This window comes from Lysinibacillus sp. NPDC093216, from assembly GCF_050280325.1.
Taxonomy (GTDB): domain Bacteria; phylum Bacillota; class Bacilli; order Bacillales_A; family Planococcaceae; genus Lysinibacillus.
The window spans coordinates 285,874-301,581 of record NZ_JBNNVB010000004.1; the positions used below are offsets into that span (position 1 = coordinate 285,874).

At 36.6% G+C, this 15,708-nt stretch carries 19 protein-coding genes; 6 read left to right on the forward strand and 13 right to left on the reverse strand.

Translation table 11 applies throughout. From position 1 onward, the window contains the following. Positions 1-207 precede the first annotated feature (207 nt). On the forward strand, positions 208-843 hold the full coding sequence (locus ACQKOG_RS07545; RefSeq protein WP_370075617.1) for a hypothetical protein: 636 nt from the start codon (positions 208-210) through the stop codon (positions 841-843). Continuing rightward, complete coding sequence (locus ACQKOG_RS07550; protein ID WP_427445832.1) at positions 840-1,451, forward strand: hypothetical protein; 612 nt, start codon at positions 840-842, stop codon at positions 1,449-1,451. The genes ACQKOG_RS07545 and ACQKOG_RS07550 overlap by 4 nt, the downstream gene beginning before the upstream one ends. 111 nt (positions 1,452-1,562) lie before the next feature. Here ACQKOG_RS07550 and ACQKOG_RS07555 read toward each other — a convergent pair whose 3' ends face one another. The 9 genes from ACQKOG_RS07555 to argF form a co-directional block, all read right to left on the reverse strand. Next, on the reverse strand, positions 1,563-2,075 hold the full coding sequence (locus ACQKOG_RS07555; RefSeq protein WP_370075621.1) for a GNAT family N-acetyltransferase: 513 nt from the start codon (positions 2,073-2,075) through the stop codon (positions 1,563-1,565). A gap of 33 nt (positions 2,076-2,108) precedes the next feature. Beyond that, entirely contained in the window at positions 2,109-2,816 is a 708-nt protein-coding gene (locus tag ACQKOG_RS07560; protein ID WP_370075622.1) for an amino acid ABC transporter permease, read from the reverse strand. Between the two features lie 11 nt (positions 2,817-2,827). After that, positions 2,828-3,532: an amino acid ABC transporter permease gene (locus tag ACQKOG_RS07565; RefSeq protein WP_370075623.1), complete on the reverse strand. Its 705-nt coding sequence runs from the start codon at positions 3,530-3,532 to the stop codon at positions 2,828-2,830. Between the two features lie 26 nt (positions 3,533-3,558). Further along, complete coding sequence (locus tag ACQKOG_RS07570) at positions 3,559-4,380, reverse strand: transporter substrate-binding domain-containing protein (protein ID WP_370075624.1); 822 nt, start codon at positions 4,378-4,380, stop codon at positions 3,559-3,561. 17 nt (positions 4,381-4,397) lie between these two features. Then, a complete protein-coding gene (locus ACQKOG_RS07575) occupies positions 4,398-4,670 on the reverse strand; it encodes a glutaredoxin family protein (RefSeq protein ID WP_370075625.1) in 273 nt (90 codons plus the stop codon). A 13-nt stretch (positions 4,671-4,683) separates the two neighbouring features. After that, on the reverse strand, positions 4,684-5,703 hold the full coding sequence (locus tag ACQKOG_RS07580; RefSeq protein ID WP_370075626.1) for an LLM class flavin-dependent oxidoreductase: 1,020 nt from the start codon (positions 5,701-5,703) through the stop codon (positions 4,684-4,686). A gap of 46 nt (positions 5,704-5,749) precedes the next feature. Next, positions 5,750-7,078, reverse strand: coding sequence for an LLM class flavin-dependent oxidoreductase (locus tag ACQKOG_RS07585; RefSeq protein WP_370075627.1), 1,329 nt, complete (start codon positions 7,076-7,078; stop codon positions 5,750-5,752). Positions 7,079-7,264: 186 nt separating this feature from the next. After that, positions 7,265-8,164 carry a LysR family transcriptional regulator gene (locus tag ACQKOG_RS07590; protein WP_427445837.1) on the reverse strand — a complete coding sequence of 300 codons (900 nt, stop codon included), beginning with the start codon at positions 8,162-8,164 and terminating at the stop codon, positions 7,265-7,267. Positions 8,165-8,514: 350 nt separating this feature from the next. After that, entirely contained in the window at positions 8,515-9,480 is a 966-nt protein-coding gene (argF, locus tag ACQKOG_RS07595; protein ID WP_370075629.1) for an ornithine carbamoyltransferase, read from the reverse strand. Between the two features lie 607 nt (positions 9,481-10,087). Between argF and ACQKOG_RS07600 the strand changes: the two genes are divergently transcribed. From ACQKOG_RS07600 to ACQKOG_RS07610, 3 genes are all read left to right on the forward strand, one after another. Then, complete coding sequence (locus ACQKOG_RS07600) at positions 10,088-11,083, forward strand: serine hydrolase domain-containing protein (RefSeq protein ID WP_370075630.1); 996 nt, start codon at positions 10,088-10,090, stop codon at positions 11,081-11,083. A gap of 345 nt (positions 11,084-11,428) precedes the next feature. Continuing rightward, a complete protein-coding gene (locus tag ACQKOG_RS07605) occupies positions 11,429-11,953 on the forward strand; it encodes an AAA family ATPase (RefSeq protein ID WP_370075631.1) in 525 nt (174 codons plus the stop codon). A gap of 334 nt (positions 11,954-12,287) precedes the next feature. Beyond that, positions 12,288-12,662: a peptidylprolyl isomerase gene (locus ACQKOG_RS07610; RefSeq protein WP_370075633.1), complete on the forward strand. Its 375-nt coding sequence runs from the start codon at positions 12,288-12,290 to the stop codon at positions 12,660-12,662. A gap of 199 nt (positions 12,663-12,861) precedes the next feature. On the opposite strand, the gene ACQKOG_RS07615 is transcribed toward ACQKOG_RS07610, so the two are convergent. Next, complete coding sequence (locus ACQKOG_RS07615; protein ID WP_370075635.1) at positions 12,862-13,950, reverse strand: M42 family metallopeptidase; 1,089 nt, start codon at positions 13,948-13,950, stop codon at positions 12,862-12,864. A gap of 96 nt (positions 13,951-14,046) precedes the next feature. After that, a complete protein-coding gene (locus ACQKOG_RS07620; protein ID WP_370075637.1) occupies positions 14,047-14,532 on the reverse strand; it encodes a dUTP diphosphatase in 486 nt (161 codons plus the stop codon). Positions 14,533-14,635: 103 nt separating this feature from the next. Between ACQKOG_RS07620 and ACQKOG_RS07625 the strand changes: the two genes are divergently transcribed. Further along, entirely contained in the window at positions 14,636-15,028 is a 393-nt protein-coding gene (locus ACQKOG_RS07625; RefSeq protein WP_370075639.1) for a sigma-w pathway protein ysdB, read from the forward strand. An 82-nt stretch (positions 15,029-15,110) separates the two neighbouring features. Here the strand turns inward: ACQKOG_RS07625 and ACQKOG_RS07630 are convergent, their stop codons facing one another. Together ACQKOG_RS07630 and ACQKOG_RS07635 are read right to left on the reverse strand one after the other, a co-directional pair. Next, the gene (locus ACQKOG_RS07630) at positions 15,111-15,365 is read right to left on the reverse strand and encodes a DUF1294 domain-containing protein (RefSeq protein ID WP_370075641.1); all 255 of its coding nucleotides are present in this window, start codon (positions 15,363-15,365) and stop codon (positions 15,111-15,113) included. Between the two features lie 151 nt (positions 15,366-15,516). Next, on the reverse strand, positions 15,517-15,708 hold a 192-nt coding region (locus ACQKOG_RS07635; protein ID WP_427445842.1), incomplete at its 5' end, for a zinc ribbon domain-containing protein.

Genomic DNA, 15,708 nt, shown 5'->3' on the forward strand with positions numbered 1-15,708 from the left:
CGATTCAATTGATAATGATTATCATTTGCATCTAAATACATATTACAGTATAATGATAATGATTATCATTGTCAAACTAGTTTTATGTACTCCCTTTTGTTTCCAAGATATTAGTGGAATAATATCGCCGTTGAACATTACTCAAAGAGCATAAAATATTTTTTCGATATAATTTAGTACTTTACTTTTATTTTTGGAGGAATCAATATGAGTGTCCCAATTTCGATACTAAAACTAGACCCTGGACATGCTTTCGGTGTGAATGGTCGTATGCAAAAAGATACAGGTAATGAAGCAAAATTAATTGATCAATATGATTTTGCATACGCAAATCTAGAAGAAGTGGATGTTATTCTAATACCAAATTTTATTGATCAAGAATTTTTGTACAGTCAACGTGAGAAGATTGCTGCCTTTTTGGAAGAAAAGAAAATCGTAGTGTATTGTGGCCATCTATTTCGCGAATGGCTACCAGGTTGCGGTCCATTCATGCCACAGCTTATTCGTAATTATAAAGACTATGAGGTTTTTCCAACTGCAGATTCAGCTATTTTTCAGGATGTAACTACTGAAGATATGACATTTAAAAAAGGTGTTGCTGGCTTTTTTGCACGTGGTTTTCATCACGCACCAGACGATGCAGAATTATTACTTACTTTTTCAAACGGTAGAGCCGTTACATATGTAGACCGCACTACAACAAAAGGTACTATTTTAGTCCATGCAGGACGGGATTTACTAGGCTATGCTAATGAAAATAAATCAACTGACCGTATTCGCCCACAATTTTTAACATGGCTCGAAGCAGAGGTACAATCATTAAAGGAGGGCACAGAACAATGAGAAGAATCGGTGTTATATATAGTGGTAATGAGTCACATTATCGTACATTTCATGAACCAAAATTCAATCAATATATTAAAAAATTAATTTATCACCCTGATTTCCTAGAAACGGACATCGACGACTTAAATGTGCTTATTGTTCCCTCTCAATTAAACAACAAACTTTTACTCGCTAGCGTTTCAAAAATACATTCGTTTGCTGAAAAAGGTGGAATTGTAGTTGCATTTGGACCACAGCCATGGAATTGGCTACCTGCACAACAGTGGGAAGAGCGACTAACAAATTTTTGGTGGTGGCTTGAAAAAGATGCTTCAAGTGGTCTAGTATTACAAAAATCAGAACACCCTCTGTTTAACGGATATTTAACACTTGCTGACTGCACATGGCATCAACATGGAGTTTTTTGGCCTCCTGAGAATGCAGATATTTTAGTAACAACGGAAGATGGTGGTGCAGTTTTGTATATTGATACTGACTCTACCGCCGGAACTTGGATCATTACGACATTAGATCCTGATTTCCATTTCGGCTCTTACTTTATGCCAGCAACTGAGCGATTCCTTGAAGGTTTTTTCCCATACTTAGCCTTCGGAAAAATTTCATAAGCTCTGATTTAAAGACAAATGCCATAGAAAAAGGGGCGGAAAAACCCTTTTCCTATGGCATTAAAAATTTAACGGGAAATTATGCTTAATAGACCCCATACTATTCTTTATTTAAAAATCATAGCGGAAGCTTTTTACTAGCTTATCTCCTTTATAAAATTCCTTTGATTCATCTCTTACAAAGCCTAGAGATAAGTAAAGATTAATAGCAGCCTGCATAATATCACCTGAGTGCAAATATAATGCTTGATCCTGACGATTGCGTGCAAAGGCGAAGCTTTCGTGCAATAATTTTTTAGCAACACCTAGCCCTCTTCCTTTAGGATGCACGCCAAGCAAGCGCACAATGGTAGACTGTATGTTAAGCTCTGGCAAACCGTATGCTTTTTCAGCATCAGTAAATAATTGCAGTCCTCCTAAAATTTCATCGCCACGCTTTGCCACTAAAATTGTTTCTGCATTAGGATTACCAACAGATGCCCGAATATCACTTAAGTATGAAGCCCAGTTCTCTGGGTTTTCATATTCTTTTTCATATTGTGCATAACTTTCTACTAGGACTTCTAAATACCTTGCATAGTCTTCCTCTTTCAAATGTTCAATCACTATTTCAGCTACTGTCATCGTTCTATCCCCTTTCTATATAAACAACTCTATTTAAATGCCGCCCCTACTATAGGCAGTTACTCTTTTTTCGATACGATGTGCCAGCCATTCAACGATAGCTGAAACACCCCAATAAATTAGCCCGACAGCGATAAATGCCTCCAAAAACTTTAAATTAATAGAAGCAACGATATTCGCAACTCCTGTTAACTCTTTAACGGATAGGAAAAAAGCTAGTGACGTAGCATGTAAGAAACCGATAAAGACATTTGTGAAGTTAGGAATGGATTTACTAAATGCTTGCGGTAAAATATAGCGTCGCATCGCCTGTGAAAATGTTAAACCGACTGCATAAGCTGCCTCTAGCTGTCCCTTAGGCACACTTAAAATACCGGACCGAATTATTTCGGAGGCATATGCTCCTGCACTTAGCGTCAAAGCCAAAATAACAAAAAATAAAATAGGGATAGAGCTTGATTGATACTCTATCTTGAAAGCTTTTGCAATGACATCAACAACAATTGGTATGCCAAAATAAATAAGCATAATATGCATAATGATTGGTGTTCCTCTAAAAAAAGATACGTAAAAATTCAGCAATGGTGCGAGAATTTTTGTTTGTTGTATCCGCACAAAAGCAACAATTATGCCGATTAATATGCCCAATAAGACAGGCGTAACTGCCATGAACAAAGTTAACGGCAATACTTTACTAATTTCTATTAAAGCTTCAAAAATAAAAGCAAAATCTATCGTCATAGCATATCCCCCTAGCTAGATGTAGCTTCCTTTGGCATATATCGATTAAGATATCGTTCATTGCGTTTTAAACCCTTTTCTACCAGCATAACAATGACATAATAAACGATGGACAACGCCAAATAAATCTCCAGCGCCCTTGTCGTTGAAGCGATAAGAGTTTCTCCACGTCCCACCATATCCATGACACCAATTGAAAATGCTAAAGAGGTATCCTTTAATGAACTAATCATCGTATTTGTCATATTTGGAAAGGCGACACGAATCGCCTGAGGGAGAACAATACGTAGAAAGGACTGTATTCCATTTAATCCAACTGAATAAGCTGCCTCCATTTGTCCACGATCAACCGTTAAAATAGCTGCTCTAAAAATCTCAGCAAACGATGCAGCATTGCTCAACGTATAAGTAATAATTACAAAATACATAGCATCCATTCTTGTTACATCAATATGCACAAGCTTTAATAACGCTGGTATACCATAAAACACTAAAAACAATTGCACTAAAATCGGCGTACCTCGAATAAACGAAATATAAATCGTTATGATTTGCTTCAAAACTGGTATGTGTAGCAGCTTTGGTATAGCAATCACTATACCAAGCAGCATACCAAAAAAGATTGCGAACACTAAAATTTCGAGTGTTACTGGTAAATACTGAAGCAATATTGGAAGTACTTTTGCGATTAGCGTGAAGTCAAAGTCATTAGCCATACTTCCTTCTCCCTCTCCTATTTCGTTTAGAAATCTACCGTATAATCGCCACCAAGCCATTTCTTACTTAGCTTACTAATGACGCCTTCTGCCCTTAATTCTCGAATAGCATCATCAAGTCGCTCCTGTAAGACAACCTCGTCTTTATTTAATAAGAAGTAAACTTTTGAATTTAATAAAGCATCTCCTACAACCTTCTCCTGTGCTTTATTGCTTTCGTTATAGTACTTCACTGCAAATGGTGTTGTAATGATTGCCTCGATTCGCCCTGTCGCAAGTTGATTGTGAACATCAACTGAGCCGGACGAATAGATAATATTAGCGCCTAAATTGTGTTCCTTATTGTATTTCTCAAGAAAGACAGCAGAGTTACTAGTTGGTGAAACACTAACGTTTTTCCCTTTCAAATCATCAATGGATTGAATAGAATTGTTTTTTGCATTGACCGTTACTTTTAATGGAAATACATTATAAGGCTCCTTATTAAAGAGGAATTTCTCCTCTCGTTCACTATTGACTTCCATTTGATGGGCAACAAAATCAATCTTCCTTGTCTCTAAACTTAGTAATAAATTTGAAAATTCCATTGTTTTAAATTCAAACTCATATTCTGGTAGCTTCTCATCGATAGCGCGAACAAGCTCCACATCATAACCGGTTAAATTCCCCTTGTCATCAATGAAGCAGATATTTGGAAATTGAGTACCGGTACCGACAACAATTTTTTGAACTCCCTTTCCACCTAGTGCTGCATTATTCTCACTAGCATCCCCTTCGGACTTTTCAGAACTACAAGCTGTTAAAAGTATAGCTAACAGCAATAGTAAATAACATGATAATTTTTTCATAGAAATTCCCTCTCTTCTTATGCGTGCGACGGTATATCAACGGCAAGTGCTGTTTTTAAATGCTCCAGTCCAATTTCTGTTACTGCTTTAAAGATGCCATTTGATCCAATTTCGACAACCGGAACATAACGGACACCATATTTTGTTTCAAGGATGTCACGGAATGCGTCATTATGTGTCACATCCACTGTTTTGTAAGAAATGCCTTGTTGTTGCAAGTATGTTTTCACTTCATCACAATAACTACAGCCTTGCTTTGACCAAACTATTACATCTATATTTTTTGCCATGTTTATTTCCTCCTTAGCTAACCGCTTCTTTTTGCTGGAAGTGTAAATTTAAATTTATTGGACTTAATAGCTCAAATGATCGTTCTCGTTCAAATTCCTTTAACACAGGCGTATGCAAAATAAATTCATCAATTTGATAGCGCATATGGTAGTCATCTAATATCGTTTTAATATCATCCGGAGTCCCATATAAAATATCTGCATCATATTGCTTCACCACATATGACTCTCCAGATTCCTGACCAAATTTCTCTGCTAGCTCTACCGATTGTAATGTTAGGCTTCTGCCACTCGCTAAATGCACCTTCGTAATTTTTTGATCACCAATAAGCTCTTTTGCCTCCTCTTTTGTAGGGGCTGCAAGGGCTGCGATGGAGACGGCAAAATGACCGTTTGGATGATGCTTGCGATAAGCTGTAGCTGCTTGTGCTAATACATCATTATCACTATTAATAAATCGCGCAAAGACGAACGCAATGCCTAGTGTGCCTGCAAGAGCGGCACTTTGTGGACTTGCCCCAAGTAAAAATAACGCTGGCTTTATCTTTGGAATCGGCGTTGCCTGTACTCCATATAACTCGTGCTCTGCTGGTATTGTTTGCTTAATTAATTGCTGTAAAAATGTTAATCTTTCCTCAAAATCTTCGCCTTGATTGAGCGTGCCATATTGCAACGCCTTCGTAGAAAGAGGTAAACCGCCCGGTGCTTTTCCTATGCCTAAATCAACTCGTCCTGGTTCCAACGATGCGAGAACGTGGAAATTTTCTGCTACCTTGTAAGGGCTGTAATGTTGTAGCATCACTCCACCCGATCCAATATTGATAGATTTAGTTTTAGCAAGTAGATAAGATACTAATACTTCTGGAGATGACCCCGCTAATGTATCTGTATTATGGTGCTCTGACACCCAAAAACGTGAGTAGCCCAATTGCTCTGCTTTTTGTGCTAGAGCCACTGTTTTTTGTAAGGTCTTCTCATTCGTTGCGTCCTCAATAATAGGACTTTGATCTAATATACCTAATGAATAGCTCATACATTGCCTCCTTAAATACATTTATTCATATACATTTACTAGGTTTTCAGACAGACTGTTTGACATAACGGCTTTCTTTAAATGGTAAACCTAAGTTACCACGTAATGTGTCAGCCTCATATTCTTCACGGTATAACCCTCTTGCTTGTAAAATCGGCACAACCTTGTCTACAAAATCATCCAGTGCTCCAGGTACAGTAACGCCTATAATAAAGCCATCAGCCGCCTCTTGCTCAAACCATTCCTGCACGAGGTCAGCAACATGCTCTGCTGTACCAAAGAATGCTGTTTTTGGGGTTGCCTCACGTAACGCTACTTGTCGCAATGTTAGCCCTTCTTGTTTGGCATATTTTTTAATATAATCAGTCGTACTTCTAAAGCTGTTTGCTCCAATATCACCAAGCTCTGGGAACGGTGCATCTACATCATATTGTGAAAAATCATGATGATCGAAATATCGACCAAGATAAGCAAGTGCGCGCTCTATCGAAACAAGCTCAACGATTTCCTGATACTTCGCTTCCGCTTCCTCGAGCGTATCGCCAATAATCGGAGAGATTCCTGGAAAAATTTTAACTTCATCTGGATTGCGTCCAAATGTCGCAACCTCAGTCTTCACCCTTTTATAAAATTTCTGTGACTCTTCTAACGATGCACCATGTGTAAAAATTGCATCTGCATCCTTTGCCGCTAATCGAATACCTGGATCTGAAGAACCTGCTTGGAAAATAACAGGCTGCCCCTGCTTAGAACGTGCAATATTTAGCGGACCTTGTACTGAAAAATAATTGCCCTTATGATTTAGTGTGTGCAGCTTATCAGGATCGAAAAATACATCATTTTCTACATCGGCAATGAAAGCATCATCTTCCCATGAATCCCACAAGCCCTTTGCCACTTCTAAATATTCTTCAGCAATTTGATAGCGCTCTGCGTGGCTAGGATGCTGTTCAATTGTTTTATTATAGTTCAAGGCAGTGCTTTCTAATGGTGTCGTGACGACATTCCATCCTGCACGGCCCCCGCTAATATGATCTAAAGAGGCAAATTGGCGTGCAACTGTAAATGGTTCGCTATAAGAGGTTGATACAGTACCTACTAACCCGATGTTTTTAGTTGCTACTGCTAGCGCCGAAAGAATTGTAATTGGCTCAAAACGATTTAAAAAATGAGGAATAGATTTTTCATTGATGAATAAACCATCTGCAATAAAAGCAACATCAAATTTCCCCTGCTCAGCCTTTTGTGCTTGCTGAATATAAAAAGGCAAACTTACACTTTGATTGCTAGCCACCTTAGGATGACGCCAACCTGAAATATTGCCACCTACACCATGAATAATAGCCCCGAATCGAATTTTGTCCTGTCTCACCATATTTGTTCCTCCTCAAATCTTATTTTTACTAAACATAGTGGTTAAGTATGTTTTATGATTAAAAAAATATTTTATTTATGGTTGCGCATAGATAAAATAGGATTGAGGAAGATAATACAGTTCATTTATACAATTTGCAATAGGCTACATAATAGAAAAAAATTTACTGTCTTATAAAATATTTTATCAATTCGAATTTTCTTGAATACTTTCATATTGTATAGCAGTTTCTTGTAATGTTTTCCAAAAGGCTGGCGCCAGCGTCGCTTTATTTTTATACGTTAAAAAAATGTGTTGATTCATATCAAGTAAATGCTTCACATCAATCTCAACAAATTCCCCACTTTCAAGCTCCTTTTTTACACAGAGATGTGGTAAGAAGCTCATATATTCTCTCGTACGAATAAATTCTTTTGCTACCTCTAAATGATCCGTTCGCACTTCAATATTTGCAGATACGCCCTCTACCTCAAACATTTTATGCACATAATTCCAATCAAAAGCCCCACATTCAAAAAACACCATCTTCTGCTGTGCCAGATCCTTTGCTTTCATTAGATTTTGTTGTATAAATGGGTGCTCACGATGCATCACAAGTTTAACAGCATTACTTAATAATAGCTCGTTGCAAATTCCTTCCTTATGCACGTATTGAACAAGACCAAGATGGATTTGATGACTTTGCAATTTCTCTAAAATCACTGCTGTTGAACCTGTGATAATCTGAAAGCGCAAATGAGGAAACTTCTTCTTCCATTTAGGCAATGCGTAAGCTAAAAAATATTGTGCTGTGACTCCATTTGTACCAATGCACACCTCATCAGACTCCTTCGTTTCCTCTAATTGTTTCTTTCCTTGTTCGAAGGTTTGCACAATCTGTGTCGCAAACGGTACAAAATCCTTGCCTTTATCCGATAATATTACACTTCGTCCATCACGATGAAATAACTCTACATTCAACTCTCGCTCCAATGATTTAATACGTGCCGTCACAGTTGGTTGAGATAAAAACAATGCATTTGCTGCCTTATGAATACTTTTATAATGCACTACATATAAAAACGCTTCGATATGGTCAATGTTCATCTGAAGCCCTCCACAAATTACTTATTTATCCTATTATATAGATAATTGTTTTAATTCTCTATAAAAGATTGGAAAACTAGGTATTATATTTTCAAAAAAAAAAAAGCAACCTAGCGCCTCCCAGGTTACTTTATTATGTAGCGATGTGGTCATCCATCTTGATAACATACATCACGTCGTGGCTTACATCCCTCTGTCTGCAACCACTGTTATATTATTCATATTGGCACCCTCTGTTGCCAATTTGAACTCTCTCTATATAGTATTTCTCAACTGAGAAGCACAATACTTCAAAACATTTGTAGCTGACGCTTTGCTTTCGCTACAGAAAACACTTTTGCTGAAAGAAGTTAAGCTAGAATTGAGGCTAGCACCGCTTTTTGTGCATGAAGTCTATTTTCTGCTTGCTCAAAGATGTAGGAATTTGGACCATCAATAACAGATGATGCTACTTCTTCTTCACGATGAGCTGGTAAACAATGCAGGAACATATAATTCGGTTTTGCATATGCGACAAGTTCATCATTAATTTGATAACCTGCAAAATCTTCTAGGCGTTTTGCAGTTTCTTCTTCTTGCCCCATCGACGTCCATACATCTGCATACACTACATCCGCGTTTATAACCGCATCTATAGGATCGTTTGTAATAATAATTGTACTACCATTTGCTGCTGCGATAGCCTGTGCTTTTGCGATCACCTCTGCATCACATTCATAGCCAACTGGTGTTGCCACCGCCACATTCATTCCTACATGAGCAGAAGCGACTACTAATGAGTTCGCCACGTTGTTGCCATCTCCAACATATGCAATTTTTAATCCTTTTAGATGACCTTTATTTTCAGCGATTGTTTCTAAATCCGCTAAAGCTTGACATGGGTGATAAATATCCGTTAGTCCATTGATAACCGGTATAGATGCATGCTCTGCAAGCTCCTTCACCATTGCATGAGAGTTCGCGCGAATCATAATACCATCTAAATAACCTGATAACACATGTGCTGTATCATAAATCGATTCACCACGACCAATCTGTAAATCACGCGCATGCATAAACATACCTTTTCCACCTAATTGGTTCATACCTACTTCAAACGAAATACGAGTACGAGTTGAATGTTTCTCAAAAATCATGCCGAGTGTCTTACCTTCTAGTAGCTTCGGACATTTCCCTTCTTTAGTAATCATTTTCAACTGTGTTGCTAATTCAACTAACTGTTGAACCTCTTCACTTGTGTAGTCTAGCAAGGTTAATAAGTCCTTACCTTTTAAACTAGACACTAACTTTAACTGTACTTCCTCGAGTAATTTCATAGCCTTCGCTCCTTGTTTAGTTGCTGTTGGGCTTAGTATAACAAATGCATAAATATAAAATCAACTGAATTTTTATGTTTATTTTAAAAAGTTAGAATTTTATCTTTAAATATGACGAAAATACGAATTATCTAATATTTATGCATATTTTCAATAATTCAACTCAAATCGCACATTTAAGAGAATTGCATTATTGGTAATAATTAATATATATTAGTTATTTAGATGACCAAATACACAGATAAGAACTTGTTGCATCTTGTGAAAGCAATGAATCAAGTTGGATCGAAACGAATTTAACTTCTAAACAAGCAATATTTTCAAATCTTCTCAGACGAACAGCCGAATTAGCAAAGTTAATTGGGACATCCACGGGCGCTGTTGGCCAATTAGTAAATTAGAACAATGCATAAAAAGGATCGTAAAGAGGTTATTATAGAGCTAGATGAACGAGGACATCTTATTTAAGCAGGAGGAAATTGAGCTTGTCATTATACAAAGCTCAATAGAGAGGACTTGTTACAATTAAAATACATACTTTTGAAATTACATTCTATTATTTCAGAGGAGCAGGAAAAAAATAAGCGTTCTTAATGGAGGTATTATTGTGGATTTACACGATTTAAAAAAGGACATATTTAAAATTGCTTTTCCCTATATAAAAACCCGTCCAAATGTTGCTTTATCCATCGGTATCATTTCTCAAGACGAAGAAGCTACTTTTACTTTCGGTGGATCGAATTTTATGCTGGAAGAAAAGCCTTATATATATGAAGTTGGGTCGATTTCTAAAGTTTTTACTACATCCATATTAGGGGAAATGATTCAGGAGGGAAAAGTACATGTAGAAGATTCTATTGGCAAATACTTTTCTGAAATTCCCGACAATCACCCTGTCACACTCAAACGTTTAGCAAACCATACTTCTGGACTACCGGGATTAGGTGTGCTGAAGAACATTTCCAATCTTTTTGACACGCAAACGCCTCGTGATCCTTTTTGCCAATACTCACTAAACGAGACTATACATTATTTTAAAACGCATACAAACGAGCCTAAAGTTAAATTTAGATATTCTAATGTAGGGATGGGGCTTTTAGGATATATTTTAGCCAATACACTCCACACTGATTATGAAACAGCTATCAAACAAAGATTAACAGACCCTTTAAATATGCGAAATACATTTATCTCTATCCCTTCTGATCAAGCTGAGACAGTATTGCAAGGATACACGATTCTTGGACATAAAAAGCCTCCGCTCCAAATGAATGACTTTATGGCGGCAGGGGCAGTCCGTTCAACTGTCAATGATCTTTTGAAATTTATGAAAGTACATTTAAGTGATGAAAATTTAGGTTATTCATTATCACATCAAGCTACTGAAACCTTTTCGGAACATATGGGTATTGGTCTAGGATGGCTTCTTGAGGACAATATCATTTGGCATAACGGTTCGACGAAAGCTTTCTCTTGTTATCTAGGATTTGATAAAACACAACAAACAGGCGTCGTTGTTTTATCTAATTACCGCTCTCCTATATTGGCGACAAACCCTGGGCAAATCGGTAAAGAGATATTACAGCTTTTACAAAATAAATAGATTTTATTTTTATCGAGGGATAATGTGAATTTACCGCTAAAAGTTTTGGACTTATCACCCAACTTTTTAAATTTATCGACATAAAGCCCTCAAACATTTAGTTTGAGGGCTATTTTTATAATCATTGTATAGAAATTTTTCTGCATAGAGCTGTGTTTTTTTGTTGGATAGACTTCTAAGGCATTTTAGGGGTTTCTCTGTAGCAATCATTCTTTCTAGTTATCCATACACATTTCAATATTTGCAAATATGTTACACTTTATCAAACACTGATATTCAGTTATTTAACTAACAAAACAAGTTATTTTTTAAAATTATTTTATTATTGAAGAGGCGAGATGAAGCTTGTTTTTTGTTCAAATGTCAGGTTTTCCTGGTTCCGGCAAGTCTACTCTTTCACGTGAAATTGCTAAAAGAACAGGGAGTATTATCATTGACCACGATATTGTAAAATCGGCTCTATTAAATTCTATTGATGAAGGTTCAATCGATGGAAAGCTCGCAGGTAAGAATTCATATAATGTTGATTGGTGCTTAGTTGACTTTCATTTATCACAAGGACAAAATGTAATACTTGATAGTCCATGTCTATATGAGGAATTGGTTGATAAAGGAACAAAACTGTCAGTTAAATATAATATTAAGTATAAGTATATTGAGTGTTATCTTGATGACTTCGAGAAGATAAATTATAGATTGAAAAATCGTGAAAGAATGGTTAGTCAAATAGGAGAAATAAAATCAGAAGCCGTTTTTATACATACGCTTCAAAGTAGCAAAAAGCCCTCAAACTATAAGTGTATTACTGTGAATACAGGGCAACCATTGGAAAACTATTTACAAGAAGTAATGGATTATATAAATAACTGATTACTCTTATGCACATCTTTGAGACTCCCACCCCTAAAGGGACAAGCTGACTAATGTCAGTGGGATTCCTGAGTAACTATGCGTTCGCAGTCCATTTCTGTTTTGAACAGTTCTCAAGATTGGGGTATCCCATTACCCCTCCCTATCCAGTGCATATAGCAGATAGGGCTACACCCTGCATAGGCTTTCTCGTTCGGAAAATCTGTAATTTATACGGCCTATGTATTGAATCTAATGATTATCCTTACTTCCTTCGCCAATTCATGATTTTCTATGTTACAATTTACCATAACTAGAATTTTCAATTAGTTGAAGGAAGGCGGATGAAAAGGCATTGAAAAAATTATTATTTTTAATGTTTTTGACAGTATTTATTTTAACAGCATGTAACTCATCAACGCTAAGTATTAGTGAAATTGAGAGTGTTCCAGAAAAAGTGCAAAAGGTAATCGATGAAAAAAATACACTTCAATTAATCAACCAAGTAGATAAGAATATTTCTTATCTCGTCTTTCAGTCAAAAGGAACAGTTACAACAGGCCTTGAAACACAAGGTGATACATTAATAATAAAGTTAGATGTTACGAATCAACAAGATAATGCAATAAAACAACATGTCTATAAATTAACATTAGACTCTAACCAGGATACGATTGATATTCACATCAATGGAAAATCTACAACTATTGATAATGTAACAGGTATATGAGGAGCAATTATCCTCTTTTCTACAATCGAAATATTGACCTACCACACATCAATTTAGGGACTTATGCGTAAAACAAGTCCCTTTTGTTATGCTTTCTCAATCGCTCCTATTTGAATCGCTAATTGATATATTTCTTTAGTCTAACCAACGCAAAAAGCCTCCTAACATTTTTGTTAGAAGGCAAAACTATTCAGCAATATTAGTCAAAAATAATTTTATTGACTGCATCACGGTCTAATTTTTTAATTACTTCCACCATTAATTTTACAGCATGATCATAATCATCACGATGTAAAATACCTGCATGTGAGTGGATGTAGCGTGTAGCAATACCGATAGATAGGGCAGGTATACCATTTGCAGTTACGTGGATAGAACCAGCGTCTGTACCGCCACCAGCCATCGCCTCGAATTGATATGGAATATTGTGCTCATCAGCTACATCTAATACGAATTCACGTAAACCGCGGTGTGATACCATTGATGCATCGTAAACAACAATTTGTGGACCAGCGCCCATTTTACTAGTTGATTCTTTTGCAGTTACCCCTGGTGTGTCTCCTGCTACACCTACATCGACAGCAAAGCCGATATCTGGTTGGATTTTATGCGTAGCAGTTTTCGCACCACGAAGCCCTACTTCCTCTTGGACATTCCCTACAGAATAAAGGATGTTAGGATGCTTTTCATTTTGCAATGCTTTCATCACATCAATTGCAATTGCACAACCAATGCGGTTATCCCATGCTTTTGCTAATAAGTATTTTTCATTTTTCATCACATTAAATTCGAAATATGGTGTTACCATATCGCCAGGACGTACGCCCCATTCAAGTACTTCATCTTTTGAAGCCGCACCAACATCGATAAACATATCTTTAATGTCTACCACTTTGTTACGCACATCTGCAGGTAAAATATGAGGTGGCTTTGAACCAATAACCCCAATAATTTCTTCGCCTTTACGTGTTGTAATTGTTACACGCTGTGCAAGCATAACTTGGCTCCACCAGCCGCCTACAGTTTGGAATTTGATGAACCCTTTGTCATCGATTTGAGTAACCATGAAGCCTACTTCATCTAAGTGACCTGCAACCATAATTTTCGGGCCATTTTCATCCCCAACTTTTTTAGCAATGACGCTACCTAAATTATCTGTTTCAACTAAGTCTGCATATGGTCCAATGTATTTTTTCATGACCTCGCGTGGTGCACGTTCATTACCTGCAATACCATTCGCATCTGTTAAATCTTTAAACATTTGTAATGTTGAATCTAGCTGTGTCATCTTTTTGCCTCCTGACTCTTATATCTTCTCTATTATACTTCGTTTACCGAAATATTCCTAGCTTAATCGTCAGAAAATTGGTGTATTTCTTACACTTTAATATCCTGTGCGCTGACGATTATAATTTTCTTCATTTTTCTCAATATATGCCACAACAACATCCTCAAATGAAAAGCCCAGATTAAATGCAAGCAATCCATAGCATTGCCAGATCGCTAAGTATCTATCCTCTGTTGGTTGACTAATAAAACTTAAAATATAGTCTTGTGTCATTAAAAATGTCTCTGTTAAATCTCTCTTCTCTTCAATCACCGGCCATTTTTCAATCGCTGTATAACCTTTTAATAAGCCAAGTGATAATATAAAATGAATCGAATCCACATATTCCTCTAAAATCACATCACGTTCTGAAGCTCCCTTTGTGCTCCAAAACTTAAAGCAACGTGTCTCATTTGCTAGTTCAGCTAGCTCTACCATTAAGGCTAAACCTTTTTCTTTAAATACATCACGTTCTATATTTTGTGTTTTCTCGATGAAATCATCAAGCCCTTTTTGCATTTTAAACAATTGTTGTAAATTCATTTTTTTCTCCTAAATTTCTTAAAAATATTTATAAAAAGTGAAACTAATTGTCCTTCACAATCGTATAGGAAGGAATAACCTTTCTTCAAGGGGGAAATTAAAAATGTTGCCGTTACTTATTCGTCTTGCTGTTATTGCGCTTATTATCTATGTATTTTATAAAGCGATTCGTTATATAACCGATCCTAAGCGAAAACTTGATGAAGCCTATGAAAAAGGCCAATATTATTTTTATGATGACGTCAAAAATGTCCGAAAAAATTTCTTTATCTCTTATAAGGGTGCTCTTTTCGAAGGTGAAAAATATCTCGGCACGACTGAAAATGCCTTCGAGGTTGTGACGATTTTTGTTGGCGCCCGTGATGCCGCTACACTGCAAGGTTTTACAAAAAGAGACTTTGAATACCTACAGCAAGAAATTCTCTTGAACTATCCGAGCGCAAAAATAAATTGGAAGCAGCCCATTGAAAAGCTTATGCGTAACACATCCTCATAATGAGGATGTGTTTTATTTATCGGAATATTTTCATGATTTATCGGAACATTACCGTGTTTTATCGGAATGTTTTCGAGATTTATCACCATATTTGTACTATGATAAAAATTTGAATAGCTGCTAGCAGCGGGAAGCCAAATGCAAAGCTGTTATGGCGTGTTTTATGACGGAATAAATACATTCCTAGCACCCCACCTACTGCACCACCAGCGATTGCTAATGTAAATAATGTGCGTTCTGCAATACGCCATTCATGCTTTTTTGCTTTCGATTTATCCATGCCGATACGAAAAACATATACATTTCTTAAAAAATGTAGACATCTCCACTGTGACACAACTTATATCTTCCGACTTTCGTATTTGTGTCTTCCTTATTCTCCGAGTCTGGTTTCGCCAAAGCTACTACCATTTAGTATGACTCTCCAAAGGCTTAAATTCCGCAGTATCGTTGCGTACACATCTAAGGTTTAGTGTCAGTTAAATTCCTTAGATTGAGTAATTTGCTAAGTTAATGCTTGCGTTCAAATCTCTATCCAGCTTTAATCCGCAAGAGCAGATAAATAATCTGTCTTTCAGTTTCATATCGGTTTTGATTTGTCCACAATTAGAACAAGTTTTTGATGATGGAAACCATCTGTCAGCTTCAACAAATTCAATTCCGTATTTTTGACATTTGTA